The organism is Micromonospora sp. CP22, assembly GCF_009712475.1.
Lineage (GTDB): Bacteria > Actinomycetota > Actinomycetes > Mycobacteriales > Micromonosporaceae > Micromonospora.
Map to the genome: position 1 here is coordinate 1 of NZ_VCJO01000006.1, position 15,957 is coordinate 15,957.

The 15,957-nt window shown below is 71.3% G+C and carries 7 protein-coding genes; 5 read left to right on the forward strand and 2 right to left on the reverse strand.

From position 1 onward, the window contains the following. Positions 1-21 precede the first annotated feature (21 nt). The 5 genes from FF096_RS12735 to FF096_RS12755 all read left to right on the forward strand — a co-directional run bounded on the left by FF096_RS12735 (position 22) and on the right by FF096_RS12755 (position 11,586). Positions 22-7,344, forward strand: coding sequence for a non-ribosomal peptide synthetase (locus FF096_RS12735; RefSeq protein WP_309223192.1), 7,323 nt, complete (start codon positions 22-24; stop codon positions 7,342-7,344). Then, on the forward strand, positions 7,344-8,327 hold the full coding sequence (locus tag FF096_RS12740; protein WP_155217761.1) for an ornithine carbamoyltransferase: 984 nt from the start codon (positions 7,344-7,346) through the stop codon (positions 8,325-8,327). The genes FF096_RS12735 and FF096_RS12740 overlap by 1 nt, the downstream gene beginning before the upstream one ends. Continuing rightward, positions 8,297-9,697: an MFS transporter gene (locus FF096_RS12745; RefSeq protein WP_155217763.1), complete on the forward strand. Its 1,401-nt coding sequence runs from the start codon at positions 8,297-8,299 to the stop codon at positions 9,695-9,697. Before FF096_RS12740 ends, FF096_RS12745 begins: the two co-directional genes overlap by 31 nt. A gap of 115 nt (positions 9,698-9,812) precedes the next feature. Further along, the gene (locus tag FF096_RS12750; protein WP_155217765.1) at positions 9,813-10,748 is read left to right on the forward strand and encodes a TauD/TfdA family dioxygenase; all 936 of its coding nucleotides are present in this window, start codon (positions 9,813-9,815) and stop codon (positions 10,746-10,748) included. An 88-nt stretch (positions 10,749-10,836) separates the two neighbouring features. Then, on the forward strand, positions 10,837-11,586 hold the full coding sequence (locus FF096_RS12755) for a thioesterase II family protein (RefSeq protein WP_155217767.1): 750 nt from the start codon (positions 10,837-10,839) through the stop codon (positions 11,584-11,586). Positions 11,587-11,603: 17 nt separating this feature from the next. Here the strand turns inward: FF096_RS12755 and FF096_RS12760 are convergent, their stop codons facing one another. Together FF096_RS12760 and FF096_RS12765 are read right to left on the reverse strand one after the other, a co-directional pair. Then, positions 11,604-12,533 (reverse strand): NAD(+)/NADH kinase, encoded by a 930-nt coding sequence (locus tag FF096_RS12760; protein WP_155217769.1) that lies wholly within the window; start codon positions 12,531-12,533, stop codon positions 11,604-11,606. 94 nt (positions 12,534-12,627) lie between these two features. Then, a complete protein-coding gene (locus FF096_RS12765) occupies positions 12,628-15,732 on the reverse strand; it encodes a M14 family metallopeptidase (protein ID WP_155217771.1) in 3,105 nt (1,034 codons plus the stop codon). Positions 15,733-15,957: the final 225 nt, after the last annotated feature.

Below are 15,957 nucleotides of genomic sequence, written 5' to 3' on the forward strand. Positions count from 1 at the left end.
CCGGTGGTGCCGTTCGCGTTGGTGGGTGAGGCGGATCGGGTGTTGCTGCCCGCCGGACTCACCGACGCCTACCCGGCGTCGCAGACCCAACTCGGCATGCTGGTCGAGCTGGCCACCAGCGGCGACCGCGCGGCCTACCACAGCGTCATCGCCCACCAGGTCCGCGACGGGCGGCCGTTCTCGGCCGACGCGTTGCGCGCCGCCGTCGCCACGGTCATCGCCCGGCACGAGATCCTGCGTACCTCGTTCGACCTGACCGGCTACTCGGTGCCGATGCAACTCGTGCACGCCGAGGCCACCGCACAGGTGACGGTGGTCGACGGCCGAGACGTCCCACCGGGCGAGCAGGTGCGCCTCTTCGAGGAGTTCGTCGCCGCCGAGCGGGCCAACCGCTTCGACCTGGCCACGGCACCGCTGCTGCGGGTCGCCGCGCACCAGGACGGCCCGGAGAGCTGGTGGCTGACCTTCACCATCTGTCACGCCGTGACCGAGGGTTGGAGCACCGCCCAACTGCTCGCCGAGCTGCTCGCCGCCTACGCCGAGCTGGCCGACGGACGGCAGCCGACCGAGACCGAGGCGCCGCCGGTCCGCTACGCCGACTTCATCGCCGCCGAACTGTCCTCGCTCGCCTCCGACGAGGACCGGGACTACTGGCGTACGACGATCGAGGAACACGCCCCGTTCGCCCTGCCCACCGGATGGGGTGACGTCGGCGCGCCGACGGCCATCTCGACCAGCGTCGACATCAGCGACCTGGACGAGGCCGTCGCCCGGCTGGCGTCCGAATCGGGCGTCTCGGTCAAGGCGGTGCTGCACGCCGCGCACCTGAAGGTGCTCAGCCAACTCACCACCGAGGAGAGCTTCCACGCCGGGCTGGTCTGCGACGCCCGGCCGGAGATGCTCGGTGCCGAGCGGGTGCACGGCATGTACCTCAACACCCTGCCGTTCGGCTACGACCGCACCGCCCGGACCTGGCGCGACCTGGTCACCGCCGTCTTCGACCGGGAGGTCGAACTCTGGCCGCACCGGCGCTACCCGCTGGCGGAGATCCAGCGCGGCAGCGGGGAGCGCCTGCTGCGGGTGATGTTCAACTACCAGGACTTCTCCCGGGCCACGGCGGGCGTGACCGCGACGGGCACCGAGCCGGTCGTCGTCGGCAGCGCCGGTGACGGTGCCACCGAGTTCGAGTTGTCGGTCTTCGCACACCGGAGCGCGTACCAGCTCTCCAGCCGCAGCGACGTGCTCTCCCGGGCCAACCTGGAGCGGATCGCCGGCATGTACCGGGCGGTGTTGACCGCGATGCTCGCCGACCCGGACGCCGACGCGCAGGCGGTCTGCCTCCCCGGTGGCGAGCGGGAACGGCTGCTCGCGGTGGTCGACTCCGGCATCGAGGAGCAAGCGACCGGCACCGTCGTCGAGGCGTTCCAGGCCCGGGTGGCCGCCGCGCCCGAAGCGGTCGCGGTGGTCGCCGGCCCGACCCGACTGACGTACGCGCAGGTCAACGCGCAATCGAACCGGCTGGCCCACCACCTACGGGCGGCCGGTGCCGGTCGGGGAACGGTGGTCGGCGTCCGCCTCGACCGGAGCGTGGACCTCGTCCCCGCGCTGCTCGGTGTGATCAAGGCCGGGGCGGCGTACCTGCCGCTGGACCCGGCGCAGCCCGCCGAGCGGACCGCGTACCTGCTGGCCGACGCGGGTGCCCAGGTGGTGGTCACCAACAGTGACCACGCCGACACGTTGGACGGATACGGCGGGACGCTGGTGCTGCTCGACCGCACCGACCTCGACGGCCGACCGGAGACCGACCCGGTGCCGGTCAACGACGCCGACGACGCGCTCTACGTCATCTACACCTCCGGGTCGACCGGCCGCCCGAAGGGTGTCTGCGTCAGCCACGCCAACGTGCTGCGGCTGCTCGCCAGCACCCAGGAGCACTTCGCCACCGACGAGACCGACGTGGTCGCGCTGTTCCACTCGTACGCCTTCGACGTCTCGGTGTGGGAGCTGTGGGGCGCGCTGCTGCACGGTAGCCGACTCGTGGTGGTGCCCCGGGCGGTGAGCCGGTCGCCGGAGGACCTGCTCGACCTGCTGGTCGAGCAGGACGTGACCCTCCTCGCCCAGACCCCGACGGCGTTCCGTGGTCTGGTCAGGCTGGCCGCCGACGGCGACCCACGACTGCGCCGGCTCGCGTTGCGCGCGGTGGTGCTGGCCGGTGAGCGCCTCGACTTCGCCGAACTCACGCCGTGGGTCGACCGGCTCGGGCTGGCCCGGGTCGCCCTGATCAACATGTACGGCATCACCGAGACCACGGTCTACTCCACCTATCACCGCGTCACCCGGGCCGACCTGGCCCCCGGTGTCGGTAGCCGGATCGGCCGTCCGCTGCCCGGCCTACGGATCTACGTGCTCGACCGGTACGGACAACCGGCGCCGCTCGGCGTGCCCGGCGAGATCCACCTGGCGGGGCACGGGGTGACCCGGGGATACCTGAACCAACCGGCGCTGACCGCCGAGCGGTTCCTGCCCGACCCCTACGGCCCCGCCGGTACCCGCATGTACCGCACCGGTGACCAGGGGATCCGACTGCCCGACGGCAGCGTCGAGTTCCTCGGGCGGCTGGACGACCAGGTGAAGCTGCGCGGCTACCGGATCGAGCTGGGCGAGGTGGAGTCGGCGCTGGCCGCGCTGCCGCAGGTCGCCGAGGCGGCGGTCATCCTCCGCGAGGACACCCCGGGTGACGCGCGACTGGTCGGCTACCTGGTGGCCGCGGCCGAGTCGGGCCCGACCGTCGGCGAGCTGCGTGCCGGGCTGTCCCGCAGCCTGCCGGAGTACATGATCCCGTCGACCTTCGTGACGTTGGAGCAGCTGCCCCGCAACAACAGCGGCAAGCTGGACCGGCGGGCGCTGCCCGCGCCGACGGACGACAGCCACGGCGACGGGCGCACCCCGGTCGCCCCCCGCACCGACCTGGAGGCCCGGGTCGCCGAGATCTGGGCCCGGGTGCTCGGTCGCTCGGTGGTGGGCGTCAAGGACGGCTTCTTCGAGCTGGGTGGCCACTCGATCAAGGCACTGGTGCTGGCCAGCGCGCTGCGGGAGGACGGCCTCGACGTCTCCGTCGCGGACATCGTCGACCTACAGACCGTCGCCCAGCTCTGCGCCGCGCTGGTCGAACGCACCGCACCGACCCGCGTCGAACCGGTACGACCGTTCGAACTGGTGAGCGCGGCGGACCGCGCCCTGCTGCCGGATCGCCTCACCGACGCGTACCCGCTGTCCCAGGTGCAGCTCGGGATGCTGCTGGAGATGCTGGCCGACAACGGCTGGCAGCACTACCACAACGTCGTCTCCTTCCTGGTCACCGAGGACGACCCGGTGGACCTACCGGTGTTGCGTCAGGCGGTGGGCCTGGTGGTCAACCGGCACGAGGTGCTGCGCTCCTCGGTCGACCCCACCGGCTACTCGGTGCCGATGCAGCTGGTCCACGACGCGGTGCGGGTGCCGGTCGTCCTGCGTGACCTGCGCGAGATGACCGCCGACGAACGCGAGGCGGAGCTGCGTCGACTGGTCGCCGTGGAGTACGCGTCGCCGTTCGAGCCCGACCGGCCGCCGCTGCTGCGGTTCACCGCATGCCAGGAGACCGACCGCAGTTGGCGGCTGATGTTGACGATCTGCCACGTGATCGTCGAAGGGTGGAGCCTGCACGCACTGGTGGCGGAGATCCTCGACCGGTACCGGTCGCTGCGGGCCGGCAACGACGCCGAGCCGGAGCCGTTGCCCCGGGTACGCTTCGCCGACTTCGTCGCCGCGGAACTGCGTGCCCTGGCATCGGCGACGGATCGACAGTTCTGGCAGCAGTTGGTGGACGGGCACGCCAAGTTCACCCTGCCCACCGCGTGGCGACCGCAGACCCCGTCGCCGACACCGACCGCGCACACCGTGCGGGTGCCGTTCGCCGACCTGGAGCCGGGACTGCGCAAGCTGGCCGCCGACGCCCGGGTCTCCCTCAAGGCGGTGCTGCACGCGGCGCACCTGACCGTGCTCAGCCAGCTCACCGACGAACCCCGGTTCTACAGCGGCCTGGTCTGTCACACCCGACCGGACATGGTCGGCAGCGACCGCGTCTACGCCATGTCGCTGAACACGTTGCCGTTCCCGCACGACCGCGACGCCACCAGCTGGACCGATCTGGTGCGTCGGGTGCACGCCCGGGAGGTGCGGATGTGGTCACACCGGCACTTCCCGGCCCCGGCGATCCGGCCGGCGGTGCCCGGCACCCGCCTGGTCGACGTCTACTTCAGCTACCTCGACTTCGACGAGGTGATCGGCCAGCGGGTGTCGACCGACGCCGGATACGCCGCCGCCAGCTCGGAGTTCGCCCTGGCCGTCGCCGCGGTACCCGGGCAGTTGCAGCTGAGCAGCGACAGCGACCACCTGGACCGCGCGGAGGTCGACCGGCTGGCTGCCCGGTACCGGCTCGTCCTGGAGGCCATGGTGGCCGACCCGGACGCCGACCCGACCGTGGTGCGCCTGCCCGAGGGCGAACGACACGACGTGCTGGTCGGATGGGCCGAGGCGGCCGACGAGGACCGCTCGACGCAGCCCGGCCTGGTGCCCGACCTCGTCGAGCGACGCGTCGCCACCTCGGGTGACGCCGAGGCGGTGGACGGGTACAGCTACGCGGCCCTCGACGCGGCGGCGAACCGGATCGCCTGGCATCTGCGGGACCGGGGTGTCGGCCCGGACCAGGTGGTCGGGGTGCTGCTCAGCCGGGGCGTGGACCTCGTCTCGACGTTGCTCGGCATCTGGAAGGCGGGCGGGGCGTACCTGCCGATCGACCCCTCGTACCCGGCGGCCCGGGTCGCGTCCATGCTGGCCGACGCGGGCGTCACCGTCGTGGTGACCAGCACCGACCACGCCGACCGATGCGCCACCGTGGACCGCGTCCTGCTGGACGTCGAAGCCGACACCATCGCCGCCCGCCCCCAGGAGCGACCGCCCGGCCGGATCGACCCGGACCAACTCGCATACGTGATCTTCACCTCCGGGTCGACCGGACGACCCAACGGTGTGCAGATCAGCCACGGCAGCCTCGCCGGCTACCTGGACTGGGCGGTTCGTGAACTCGTGCACGACCGGCCGGGCGGCGCGCCACTGTTCTCTTCGGTGGCCTTCGACATGGTGGTGACCAGCATCTGGGCACCGCTGGTCGCCGGGCAGCGACTGTGGCTGCTGCCCGCCGACGCCGGGCTGGACGAACTGGGCCCACGACTGGCCGAGGCGGGTCCGTTCAGCTTCGTCAAGTTGACCCCGAGCCATCTCGACCTGCTCGCCGGGCAGTTGACTCCCGAGCAGGCGGCGGCGCTGAGCCCGCTGCTGGTGCTCGGTGGCGAGCCGCTCACCCGGCGGACCTGCGCCCGCTGGCAGGCGCTCGCCCCAGGATCGGTGCTGCTCAACGAGTACGGCCCGACCGAGGCGACGGTGGCGGTCAGCCGCCACCCGGTCACCGCCGCGCTCACTCGGGACGTGGCACCGATCGGGCGGCCGTTGGGCCGGATGCGCACCTACGTGCTGGACGAGCGGCTGCAACCGGTGCCGGTCGGCGCGGTCGGCCAGGTCCACCTCGGCGGGCCGGGGCTGGCCCGAGGGTACGCCGGCCAGCCGGAACTCACCGCCGACCGGTTCGTGCCCGACCCGTACGGGCCGCCCGGCTCCCGGCTGTACCGCACCGGCGACCGGGGACGCTGGTTGCCCACCGGGGAACTCGACCTGCTCGGTCGGGTCGACGACCAGGTGAAGATCCGTGGACACCGGGTGGAGCCGGGGGAGATCCGCGCGGTGCTCCTCGACCATCCGGCGGTGCGGGACGCGGCGGTGACCGCCCGACCGGCACCCGGCGGCGGCAACCAACTCGTCGCGTACCACGTGGGCGACGCCGACGACCTGGCCGAGCACTGTGCCCGGCGGCTGCCCGCCGCCCTGATCCCGGCGGCCTTCGTGCCGGTCGACGCCATCCCGCTCAACCCCAACGGCAAGATCGACCTGCGGGCGCTCGCGGCCGTTCCGCTGCGGGCGGAGACCCGAACCGACCCGCCACAGGGGCCGACCGAGACCACCCTCGCCGGCATCTGGGCCGAGGTGCTGGGTGTGCACAGCATCGGTCGGCAGGACCGGTTCTTCGCCCTCGGCGGGCACTCCCTGCTGGTGGTGCCGGTGGTCACCGCCGCACGGCAGGCCGGTCTCCCGCTGACCCTCCGACAGGCCATGGTGGACCTCCCACTCGCCGACCTCGCCGACCTGCTCACCCCGGCGGTACGCGCCGGTGCCACGGCGGTGACGGTGCCACGGATCGAGCCGCTGCTCGCCGAGGAGCGGGTGCCGGGCGCTTCGCTGGCCCTGCTGGTCGACGGTGAACTGGCCGAGGTCAGGGGGATCGGGCAGCGCGCGGCGGGCGACGACAGCCCGGTGACACCGGAGACCGTCTTCCAGGTGGGTTCGGTCAGCAAGGTGGTGGCCGCGATGGGTGTGCTGGTCCTGGTGGAGCGGGGAGCCCTCCAGCTCGACACGGACGTGAACGCGTACCTCAAGTCCTGGCAGCTACCCGCCGGCCGGGCGGTGAGCCTGCGGCAACTGCTCAGCCACGTCGCGGGGCTGACCTCCACCGGCAGCAGCGGACACCCCCGCGACGGTGCGGTGCCGACCCTGGCGGACCTGCTGCACGGCCGGGGCGTACCCACCGACCCGGTCGGGCTGCTCGACGCGCCCGACGCGGTGGCGGTGGAACGCAACAGCCACTTCGTCGTGGTGCAGCAGGTGATGGAGGACGTCACCGCGACGCCCTTCGCCGACCTGATGGCCGAGGTGGTATTCGAACCCCTCGGCATGACCGGCAGCAGCTTCGACCAGCACTTCCCGGAGACGTCCGGTCGGCCGGTGGCCGTCGGACACGACGAACGGGGCGCACCGCTGCCGGGAGGCTGGCAGGTGCGGGCCGACCCGGCCGCCGCCGGGCTCTGGACCACCGCCACCGACCTGGCCCAGCTGGTCAGGAGCATCCATCTCGGGTACCGGGGCGCTGCGTCCCTGTTCAGTCGGGAGACGACGGCCGCGCAGCTGACCACCGGCCCGGGCGGCGTCTTCGGGCTCGGCTGGATGGTGGACCACGTCGACGGACCGACCGGTACCCGGGTGGAGTTCACCCACCGGGGCCGCACCTCCGGTTACCGGGCGCTCGTGACCGGGCGCGTCCCCGACGGATCCGGGCTGGTGCTGCTGACCAACGGCGACGCAGGCGACGGCGTGATGTCGCGGCTGCTGTCGGACACCGCGCGTACGGAGGAGCAGTGATGACGGCCGTGTTCAGCCCCGCCACCGCACTCGTCGACAACCCGCCGACCCGACCGGTACGGCACCTGCTGTCGATCCGGGACCTCACCGACGAGGACCTGTACTCCATCGTCGCCCGGGGAGCGGCGTTCGCCGCCGGAGAACGCGGCGGCCCACTGGCCGGACAGGTGGTCGGGGCGTACTTCATGAAGACCTCGACCAGGACCCGGACCGCCTTCACCAGCGCGGCGTTGCGGCTCGGCGCGTCGGTGATCCAGTACGGACCGCATGATCTCCAGACGAACACCGGGGAGACCAGCGAGGACACCGGTCGGGTGCTGTCCGGCATGCTCGACGTGCTGGTGGCGCGTACCGCCGGTGATCCGGCCGAGATGCGCGCCTGGGCGGCCCAGGACCGGATGTCGGTGATCAACGCGATGAGCGCCGAGGAACATCCCACCCAGGCGATGACGGATCTGACCACGCTGCTGCGGCAGTTCGGCCGGATCGAGGGGCTTCGGCTGCTCTACGTGGGGGAGGCCAACAACACCGCGACCGCGTTGGCCCTCGCGCTCACCCGCATCCCGGGGGTGGAGCTGGAACTGCGGACCCCACCCGGGTACGGCCTGCCCGAGCAGATCCTGGCCGACGCCACCCGGCAGGCCGCGATCAGCGGGGCGAGCATCGTCGAGCGGCACCACATGACCGACCTTCCCGGCGACCTCGACGCCATCTACACCACCCGCTGGCAGACCACGGGCACCAACAAGCCGGACCCGCACTGGCGTCGGACCTTCGCCCCGTTCCGGGTCGAGCAGGAACTCTGGCGGCGCAGCCCGAACGCGGTGTTCCTGCACGACCTGCCGGCGCACCGGGGTGAGGAGGTCACCGCGGAGGTGCTCGACGGCCCGGCGAGCATCGCCTTCACCCAGGCGGAGAACAAGCTGTACAGCGCGATGGCGGTGCTCGACTGGTGCCGACCCGCACCGCGCGGTACGACGTGATGAGCGCGGCCAAGGCGGCGGGCGCGCCCGCCCGCCGCCGGACGGGTCTGACCGGCAACCGCGACTTCCTGTTGCTCTGGGTCGGCTCCGGCTTCTCCGCGCTCGGTGCCCGGGCCACCTCCATCGGCTACACCCTGTTGGTCTTCTGGTCGACCGGGTCGGCCACCGCGGCGAGCCTCGTCACGTTCGCCGCGCTGCTGCCGAACCTGGTCGCCCAGCTGCCGGCCGGTGCGTTGGTGGACCGGTGGAACCGGCGGACCACGATGCTGGTCTGCGCCACCGGCCGGATCGTGGCGCTGGGCAGCGTGGCGGTGGCGGTCCTGCTCGACGCGGTGTGGTTGCCGCACCTGATGGTGGTCGCCTTCGTCGAGACCACCCTCGGCATCTGCTACGCCCTGGCGGAACGGGCGGCGGTGTGCAGCGTGGTGCCGCGCGACGAGTTGGGCGCCGCGACAGCGGCCAACGAGTCACGGGCCCATGCCGCCAGCATTCTCGGCCAGCCGACCGGCACCGTCCTCTACTCGGTCGCCCGGTTCGCGCCGTTCCTGTTCGCCACCGCGACGCACGTGATCTCGCTGGTGACCCTGCTGTTCCTGCGGCGGGACCTCCGCGCGCCGCGTGCCCGCAGCGACACACCGTCGCGGCTGCTCGCCCAGATCAAGGAGGGCTTCGACTTCGTCTGGGGGCAGGTGTACCTGCGTCGGGCGCTGTGTCTCTTCGCGGCCAGCAACATTCTCTTCCAGATCCTCGGGCTCGGTCTGGTGGTGCTGGTCAAGGAGCGCGGCGGGGAGCCCTCCACGGTGGGCCTGCTGCTGGTGGCCAACAGCGTCTTCGGCATGGTGGGCGCGATGACCAGCAACGCCTACCTGCGCCGCTGGGGCATCCGCCGGATGATGATCGGCATCAACGTGGCCTGGGCGGTGCTGATGCCGCTGCTGGTGGTGGCGCCCAGCCTGTTCGTGGTCGGCGTGCTCCTCGCGTTGATCAACTATGGCGCCGGGATCGGCAACGTGGCCGGCATGCTCTACCTGCTCAAGACCGCCCCCGACGAGATGCGCGGCCGGGCCGGCTCGATCTTCACACTGCTCGCCTCGGGCGCCAACTCCGCCGGGGCGCTGCTCGCCGGCCTGCTGCTCGACCGGGCCGGCATCGAGGTGGCGTTGACGGTGGTGGGCGCGACGATGCTGGTGATCGCGGTGTTCGCGGTGCTGGCCTTCGGCACCCGTGCCGCCGCCGAGGCCGAGCGGGCCGAGGCCGAGCAGATCGAAGCCGAGCGGGCCGAGGACGAGCGGATCGAAGCCGAGCGGGCCGGGGTCGGGCCGGGCGACACCGAGCGGGCCGCCGCGCAGCGGCTGCCGACCGCGCGGTAGCGGTCGACCCCGGCGCACCGACGCCGGGCCGCCCGCAGCCGATATCGAGGAAATATGGGTCCCGCCCACAGACTGGCGGCAGCGGACCGAACTGCACCCCGTAGGAGGCGTTTCGATGAGTGAGCGCGGCACCTGGCAGCCGTACGAGATCACACCCAGCAGCGCCGGAAGCGCTGCCACCGTCGACGGGCTGGTCGACCACCTGCGGGAGCTGGACCTCACGGAGCTGCTCACCGACAAGGGGGCGCTGGTGTTCCGTGGGTTCGGCGTCGAGCCGGGCGCCCTGGACCAGGTGATGGATCTGCTGCTGCCCAACCGACTCGCCTACGTGCACGGCAACTCGCCCCGCACCAAGGTCGGTCGCAACGTCTACACCTCGACCGAATACCCCGCGCAGTACACCATCTCCATGCACAACGAGCTGTCGTACGCCGCACACTGGCCGTCCCGGCTGCTCTTCTACTGCCAGATCGCCGCGGAGACCGGCGGGGCCACCCCGGTCGTCGACGCCCGACTGTGGCTGGAGTCCCTGGACCCGGAGGTCCAGGCCGCCTTCGCCGGTGGCGTGCGATACCAGCAGAACCTCCACGACGGCATGGGGCTGGGCAAGAGTTGGCAGCAGACCTTCGAGACGGAGGACCGCGCGGAGGTCGAAGGGTTCCTCGCCGAGACCGGGGCGACCTGGGAGTGGACCGCCGACGGCCTGCGGATCAGCCACGTGCGCCCGGCCACCACCCGACACCCGGTGACCGGCGTCGAGGTGTGGTTCAACCAGAGCGACCAGTGGCACCCGGCGGCCCTGGACGACGAGGTCGCCAAGGTCATGACCCAGATGATGACGCCGGACGAACTGCCGCAGTCGGTCACCTTCGCCGACGGCAGCCCGATCCCCGACGAGTACGTCCTCCAGGTCCGGGACCGTGGCCTGGAGGCCGCGATCGACGTGGACTGGCGGGTCGGTGACCTGCTGTTGATCGACAACGTGCTGGTGGCCCACGGCCGGCGTCCCTACACCGGGGACCGCCGGATCCTGGTCGCCATGTCGAACTGACTGCGCAACGGCCCGCCGACCGGTCACCCGGACGCGTCCGCGACGGACACGCACCGGGTGCCGGTGGCGGCCGAGGAGAGAGGTCGAGATGAACGGGGCCGAGTCGCCCGGCCGGTGGCTACGGACCTTCCGCCGGACCGAGCAGTCCGACCTGCGGTTGGTCTGCTTCCCGCACGCCGGAGGGAACGCCAACGTGTACCAGCCGTGGGCGCGGCTGCTGCCGGACGCCACCGACCTGCTGGCGGTCTGCTACCCCGGGCGGCAGGACCGGCTGCTGGAACCGTGCGTGGACCGGATGGACGTCCTCGCCGACCAGATCAGCGACGTGCTCGTGCCCTACCTGGACCGGCCACTCGCGTTCTTCGGACACAGCATGGGCGCCTCGGTGGCGTACGAGGTGACGCTGCGGCTGGAGTCCCGCTACGGATTCACCCCGGGCGTGCTCTTCGTCTCCGGCCACAGCGCGCCACACATCTCCCAGGTCGAACTCGACCCGGACCTGGCCGACGACGAATACCTGCTCAACCGCATCGGCGCCCTCGGCGAGGTGGACCCGGCCATGCTGCGGTCAGCCAAACTGCGCGAGCTGATCATGCCCGCCCTCCGGGCGGACCTGCGAATGCTCTACCGCTACCTGCCACGCGAACCGGCCAAGGTGCACGCCCCGATCGTCGGCTACCTGGGCACCGACGACCCGACCTGCACGGAGACGACGGTGAACGCCTGGGCGGAACTGACCATCGGCGGTTTCACGTCCACCACGTTCCCCGGCGACCACTTCTACCTGGTGCCGCAGTACGAACAGGTGGTCGCCGCGGTGACCGCGCGGCTGGGCTGACCGCGGCGCGTCCGGCCCTAACGCGGTGGTGGCAGTTCGCGGCGATCGAACTGTCGGCGTAGATTCTCGGGAAGCAACTCGCGGAGCTGCTCCGGCAACAACGGCAGGTCGAGCAGGCTCAGCTTGAGCTGGCTGCGTTGCTGGTAGCGGCGCGGGTCGAGGCGGACCACCAGACCCGCGTCGGGGCGGTAGCGGATGTGCACCGTACCCTCCGTCGACCCGTCCCGGATGACCAGACCGTCCGCCTCCACGGCGACCGGCCCGGACCCGGGACGCAACTCCAGGTGCACCTTCTCCTCGCCGGAGAGCACCACCGACCGGGAGATGCCCGACATCGGCGCGCTCGGCGTGAGCACGACCGCCTGCGTCGCCGGGGAGACCAACGGCCCGCCCGCAGCGTAACTGTAGGCGGTCGACCCGGACGGAGTGCTCACCACCAGCGCGTCACAGCGGTAGTAGCCGTACCGCTGCCCGTCGACCGCCAGGGTCGCGTTGACGAAACTCTGACCCGGGCGGCGGACCAGCGCGATGTCGTTGAAGGCGACCACGTCGTCGCCGCACACGTCGCAGGCCAGGCAGCTGTGCGACTCGACGGTGTACGCGCCGGCCAGCAGCCGGTCCAGCGCCGCCGGCAGCTCCGGCGGCTCCACCTCCACCAGGAAACCCAACCTGCCCAGATGGATGCCGAGCACCGGCTTCGGATCATTGACGGCCGCCCGCAACGCGCCCAGCATCGTGCCGTCCCCGCCGATGCTGACCAGCACGTCCGACCCGGCGGCCAGCTGCTCCTGCGGCACCGGGCGAACCGACTCGGGTACCCGCTGCCGGTCCTGCGCCCGCACCGTCAGGGTCACCTCGTGCCGCGCGGCCCAGGCGGCGATGGTGTCCACCACCGGCGACACGTCCCGGGTGGGATGGAGCACCAACCCGAGCCGAATCCGGTCCATACCCCCAGCTCATCACAACCCGGCGCAGCTACCCGCCGGTACGCGGCAAGGCGCGCCGACGGCGGGAAACCGTCGGCGCGCCCGTCGCGCCGCGCTACCGGCGCGGTCGGCCCGTCAGATGGGTCAGCGACCGGGCGACCAGCTCGTCGCGCGCCGCCGGAGCCAACCCCTCCAGCCCGAAGCCCAGGTAGACGGTGTCCGAGGTGACCACCACGGAACCCTCCTCGAACGCCTGCTGGCTCCGCGACCAGTCGTTGGCCCCCGGAGCGGACCCGGGCGGCGGACCGGCCACCGTCCAACCCCCGAAGTCCGTCTCGAACGACGTCTCGGCGACGGTGACCCCGTCCACCACGACCCGCGTGTCGTCGACGAACAAGCCGAGGTTCTGGGTGGCCCAGTCGGTGGCGTAGGTGATCGACACCTCCACCTGCCGGCCCGCGTACCCGGACAGGTCGGCCACGAACTCCTTCCACCCGTTGGAACTGCCGGTCGCCGCGTGCCACTGCCCGGTGCTGCCGGTCGGCGAGCAGTCCGCACCCTGGTAGTGGGCGAGGAACGGGTGGATCTGCTGCACCCAACCGGAGGTGCAGCTGTTCCCGGTCTGCTGAGTGGTCAGACCCCCGGCGTCCGGCAGCGTGGTCCAGTCGTCGGTGCCGACCTCACGAGCCTCGACGAACATGAAGTCCCAGTCCGTCTCGATGTCGAACGAGGTGTAGAAGCGCAACTCGCCGCTGCTCGCCCCGGTCAGGTCCACCGTCCGGGACAGCCGCTTGTAGGACTCGTCGGACTGACCGCTGAACGCGTACCAACCACCCGTACGAGGATCGAACGGCGCCCCACCCGGCCGCTCCCAACCCACCGGAGCGGAACTGGCGAACTGCGGGAACTGCTCCGGCGGCAGGAACCCCGACGTGGTCAGGAACGACGCCGAGTGGTCCTGGTTGCCCGCCGAGCCCTCGGCGTTGAGCGCCCCGGAGAAGCCGGCGAACGCCCCGGCGTCGCCCCGGACCGGGTACGGCTGCCCCTCCGGCGAGGTGCCGCCGTCGCTGACATAGGTGTACGCACCCAGCCAGTACTGCTGGAAGTCGTTCAGCAACGGCAGACAGGTCGGGTCGGCGGCGTCCGTACACTCCGGCGGCGCGTCCGGCTGGTAGCCGTACAGACCGTCGGACGCCTGGGCGTAGAGCGCGTACTTGCCGCTGACCAGCAGCTTGCCGCCCTCGTTGAGGTAGTCCCGGACGGACAGCTCGATATCGATCGCGGCCTTCGCCGCAGTGCCCGGCACCTGCCCCTCGGAGCGCAGGATGATGTCGTCGCCGGTCTCCCAGACCACCGCCTGGTAGTGCGACAGCACACCCAGGTGGTGCGGGGCGGTACGCCCCATCACGTCGAAGTCGTAGACGTCGCTGCTGCGCCCGGCCGCCTTCAACGAGGCGGCGATCTCGTCGGCGTACCTCGCGGTGGTGGTGTCCTGGGTCGGGCTCAGACCCGTCACGTCCTCCACCGCCAGCACCAGCACGTCCCCGCCGATGTCGTGATGCACCCGGTAGGTGAACCGCTCGCTGCTGATCTTGCCCCGACCCGGCTTGTTCGCGGTGAACCACACCTGCACCCGGTCACCCGGGCGGGTACCGGTGACCGTGCCGCGCAGTTCGGCGTAGTAGTCGTTGTGGGTGTCGCCGTAGCGTTCACCACCGCGCCACTCGCGGACCGTGGCGGACTTCGCCTTGCCCCCGTTGACCGTCCAGTTCAGCTTCACGTTCTTCAACGACCGCCGGGTGATCGCCGCGACCTGCTGGGTCCGGCCGTACGACACGTCGAAGGCGTCCACCACGAAGTCCGGCGTGCTGCGCCCGACCACCGACACCGGATCGTCCGGCTGCTGCGCCGACTTCGCCACCGCCAGCGCGAACGGGATGTTCTTCGCCACCTCCGCGGCGATCAACCTCTCGTCGTCCGGGAAGGTGAAGATGCTGACGCAGTCCTCCGGACGCCACTGGTCGTCCGGATCCGAGGCGGCGGCCGTCTGGCAGGTCGACATCTCCGGGGTGAAGCCCAACGTGCCGTAGCGCACCGTGGCGTGGCTGTCGGTGTCACCGTTGGTGGTGTACAACTCGGCGGAGATGTCCGGGTCGTACCCGGGAATCGCCGGGTTGGCGTCGTCACCGGCCAACGCCTCGTAGATCACGTCGTCCGGGGTGGGCGTGGCCACCTGCCAACCGACCCCGTAGAGCAGCAACTGCGCCGCCGAGTGGTAGTTGACGAAGAACGTGAACTTGATCCGCTTGAACAGCGCGTCCAGCGCCTTCGTCTCCGGCTCGGAGTTGGGGCTCGGGCCCCGGTAGGTCTCGCTGGTCGGGTTCGGCGAGGAACCCTCGTTGTCGTAGCCCCACTTGTAGCTGAAGTTGCGGTTCAGGTCGACGCCGTCGACGCCGGTGATCTGGCCGTCGCCGTCGTTGTCGCGCAGGTTCTTGCGCCACAGCCGGTTGCCGGGCGTGAAGGTGTGGTCGTAGCCGTCGGGGTTGAGCACCGGAATGAACCACAGCTCGGTGGTGTCCACCAGCCGGGTGATCTCCCGGTCGGAGCCGTACCGGGTCAGCACGTGGTGCATCAGCCGACGGGTCATCTCCGGCGTGATCCACTCCCGGGCGTGCTGGGAACCCCCGTAGAGCACCGCCGGTCGCTTACCGTCCTTCGTGGTCTTCGCGTTCTTGGTGACCTTGATCGCGAGGATCGGCTTGCCCTGGTGGGTCCGACCGATGGTCTCCACCTTGGTCAGCTTCGGATAACGGGCCGCCGTCGCGTTGATCTCGTCGCGGATGCCGCCCGGCTCGCTGTACGACCGGAAGGCCCGCCAACCCGCTGCGGTCTGCTCCCGCAGCACCTGCGAGGCATCCTTACCGCGTACCTTCTTGACCTTGAGGTTGACGCCCTTGCGCGCCAGCCGGTCCGCCTGCCCCCGACTCAGCACCGTCTCGATCTCAGTCCGGCCCGCCCGGTCCGGCTTCGCGCCGTGCCCGATATCGACACCGGCCTCCCGCAACTGGTGCAACTGTGCCGGGTCGACCGTGCCGACGTACACCTCCAGACCGTCGCGACCGCCCGGGTCCGACGGCGGCCGTGCGCTCGCCGGTGCGGTCAGCACCAGCGCACCGACCAGAGTGAACACGCCGGCGATCGCCAGCGGTGTGCGCCTCATCGCGCCCCCTTGGGATGAAAGGACTACTGGGCGCGAGCCTCGCGGGGCGTGCGAAAGGTGTCAATAGATCGATCATGTTCATGTCAGGGGACGCCCGGGACGCTACTCGGCGTTCGGCGGTGCCCATCGGCGTGCTCCGTGGTCGCGGCGCTGACGCGGAGCCCGCAGCCCGCCGCTTCAAGCAGCCTGTGCTCGAAGCGGCGGAACAGCCGATCACGGTCGAAT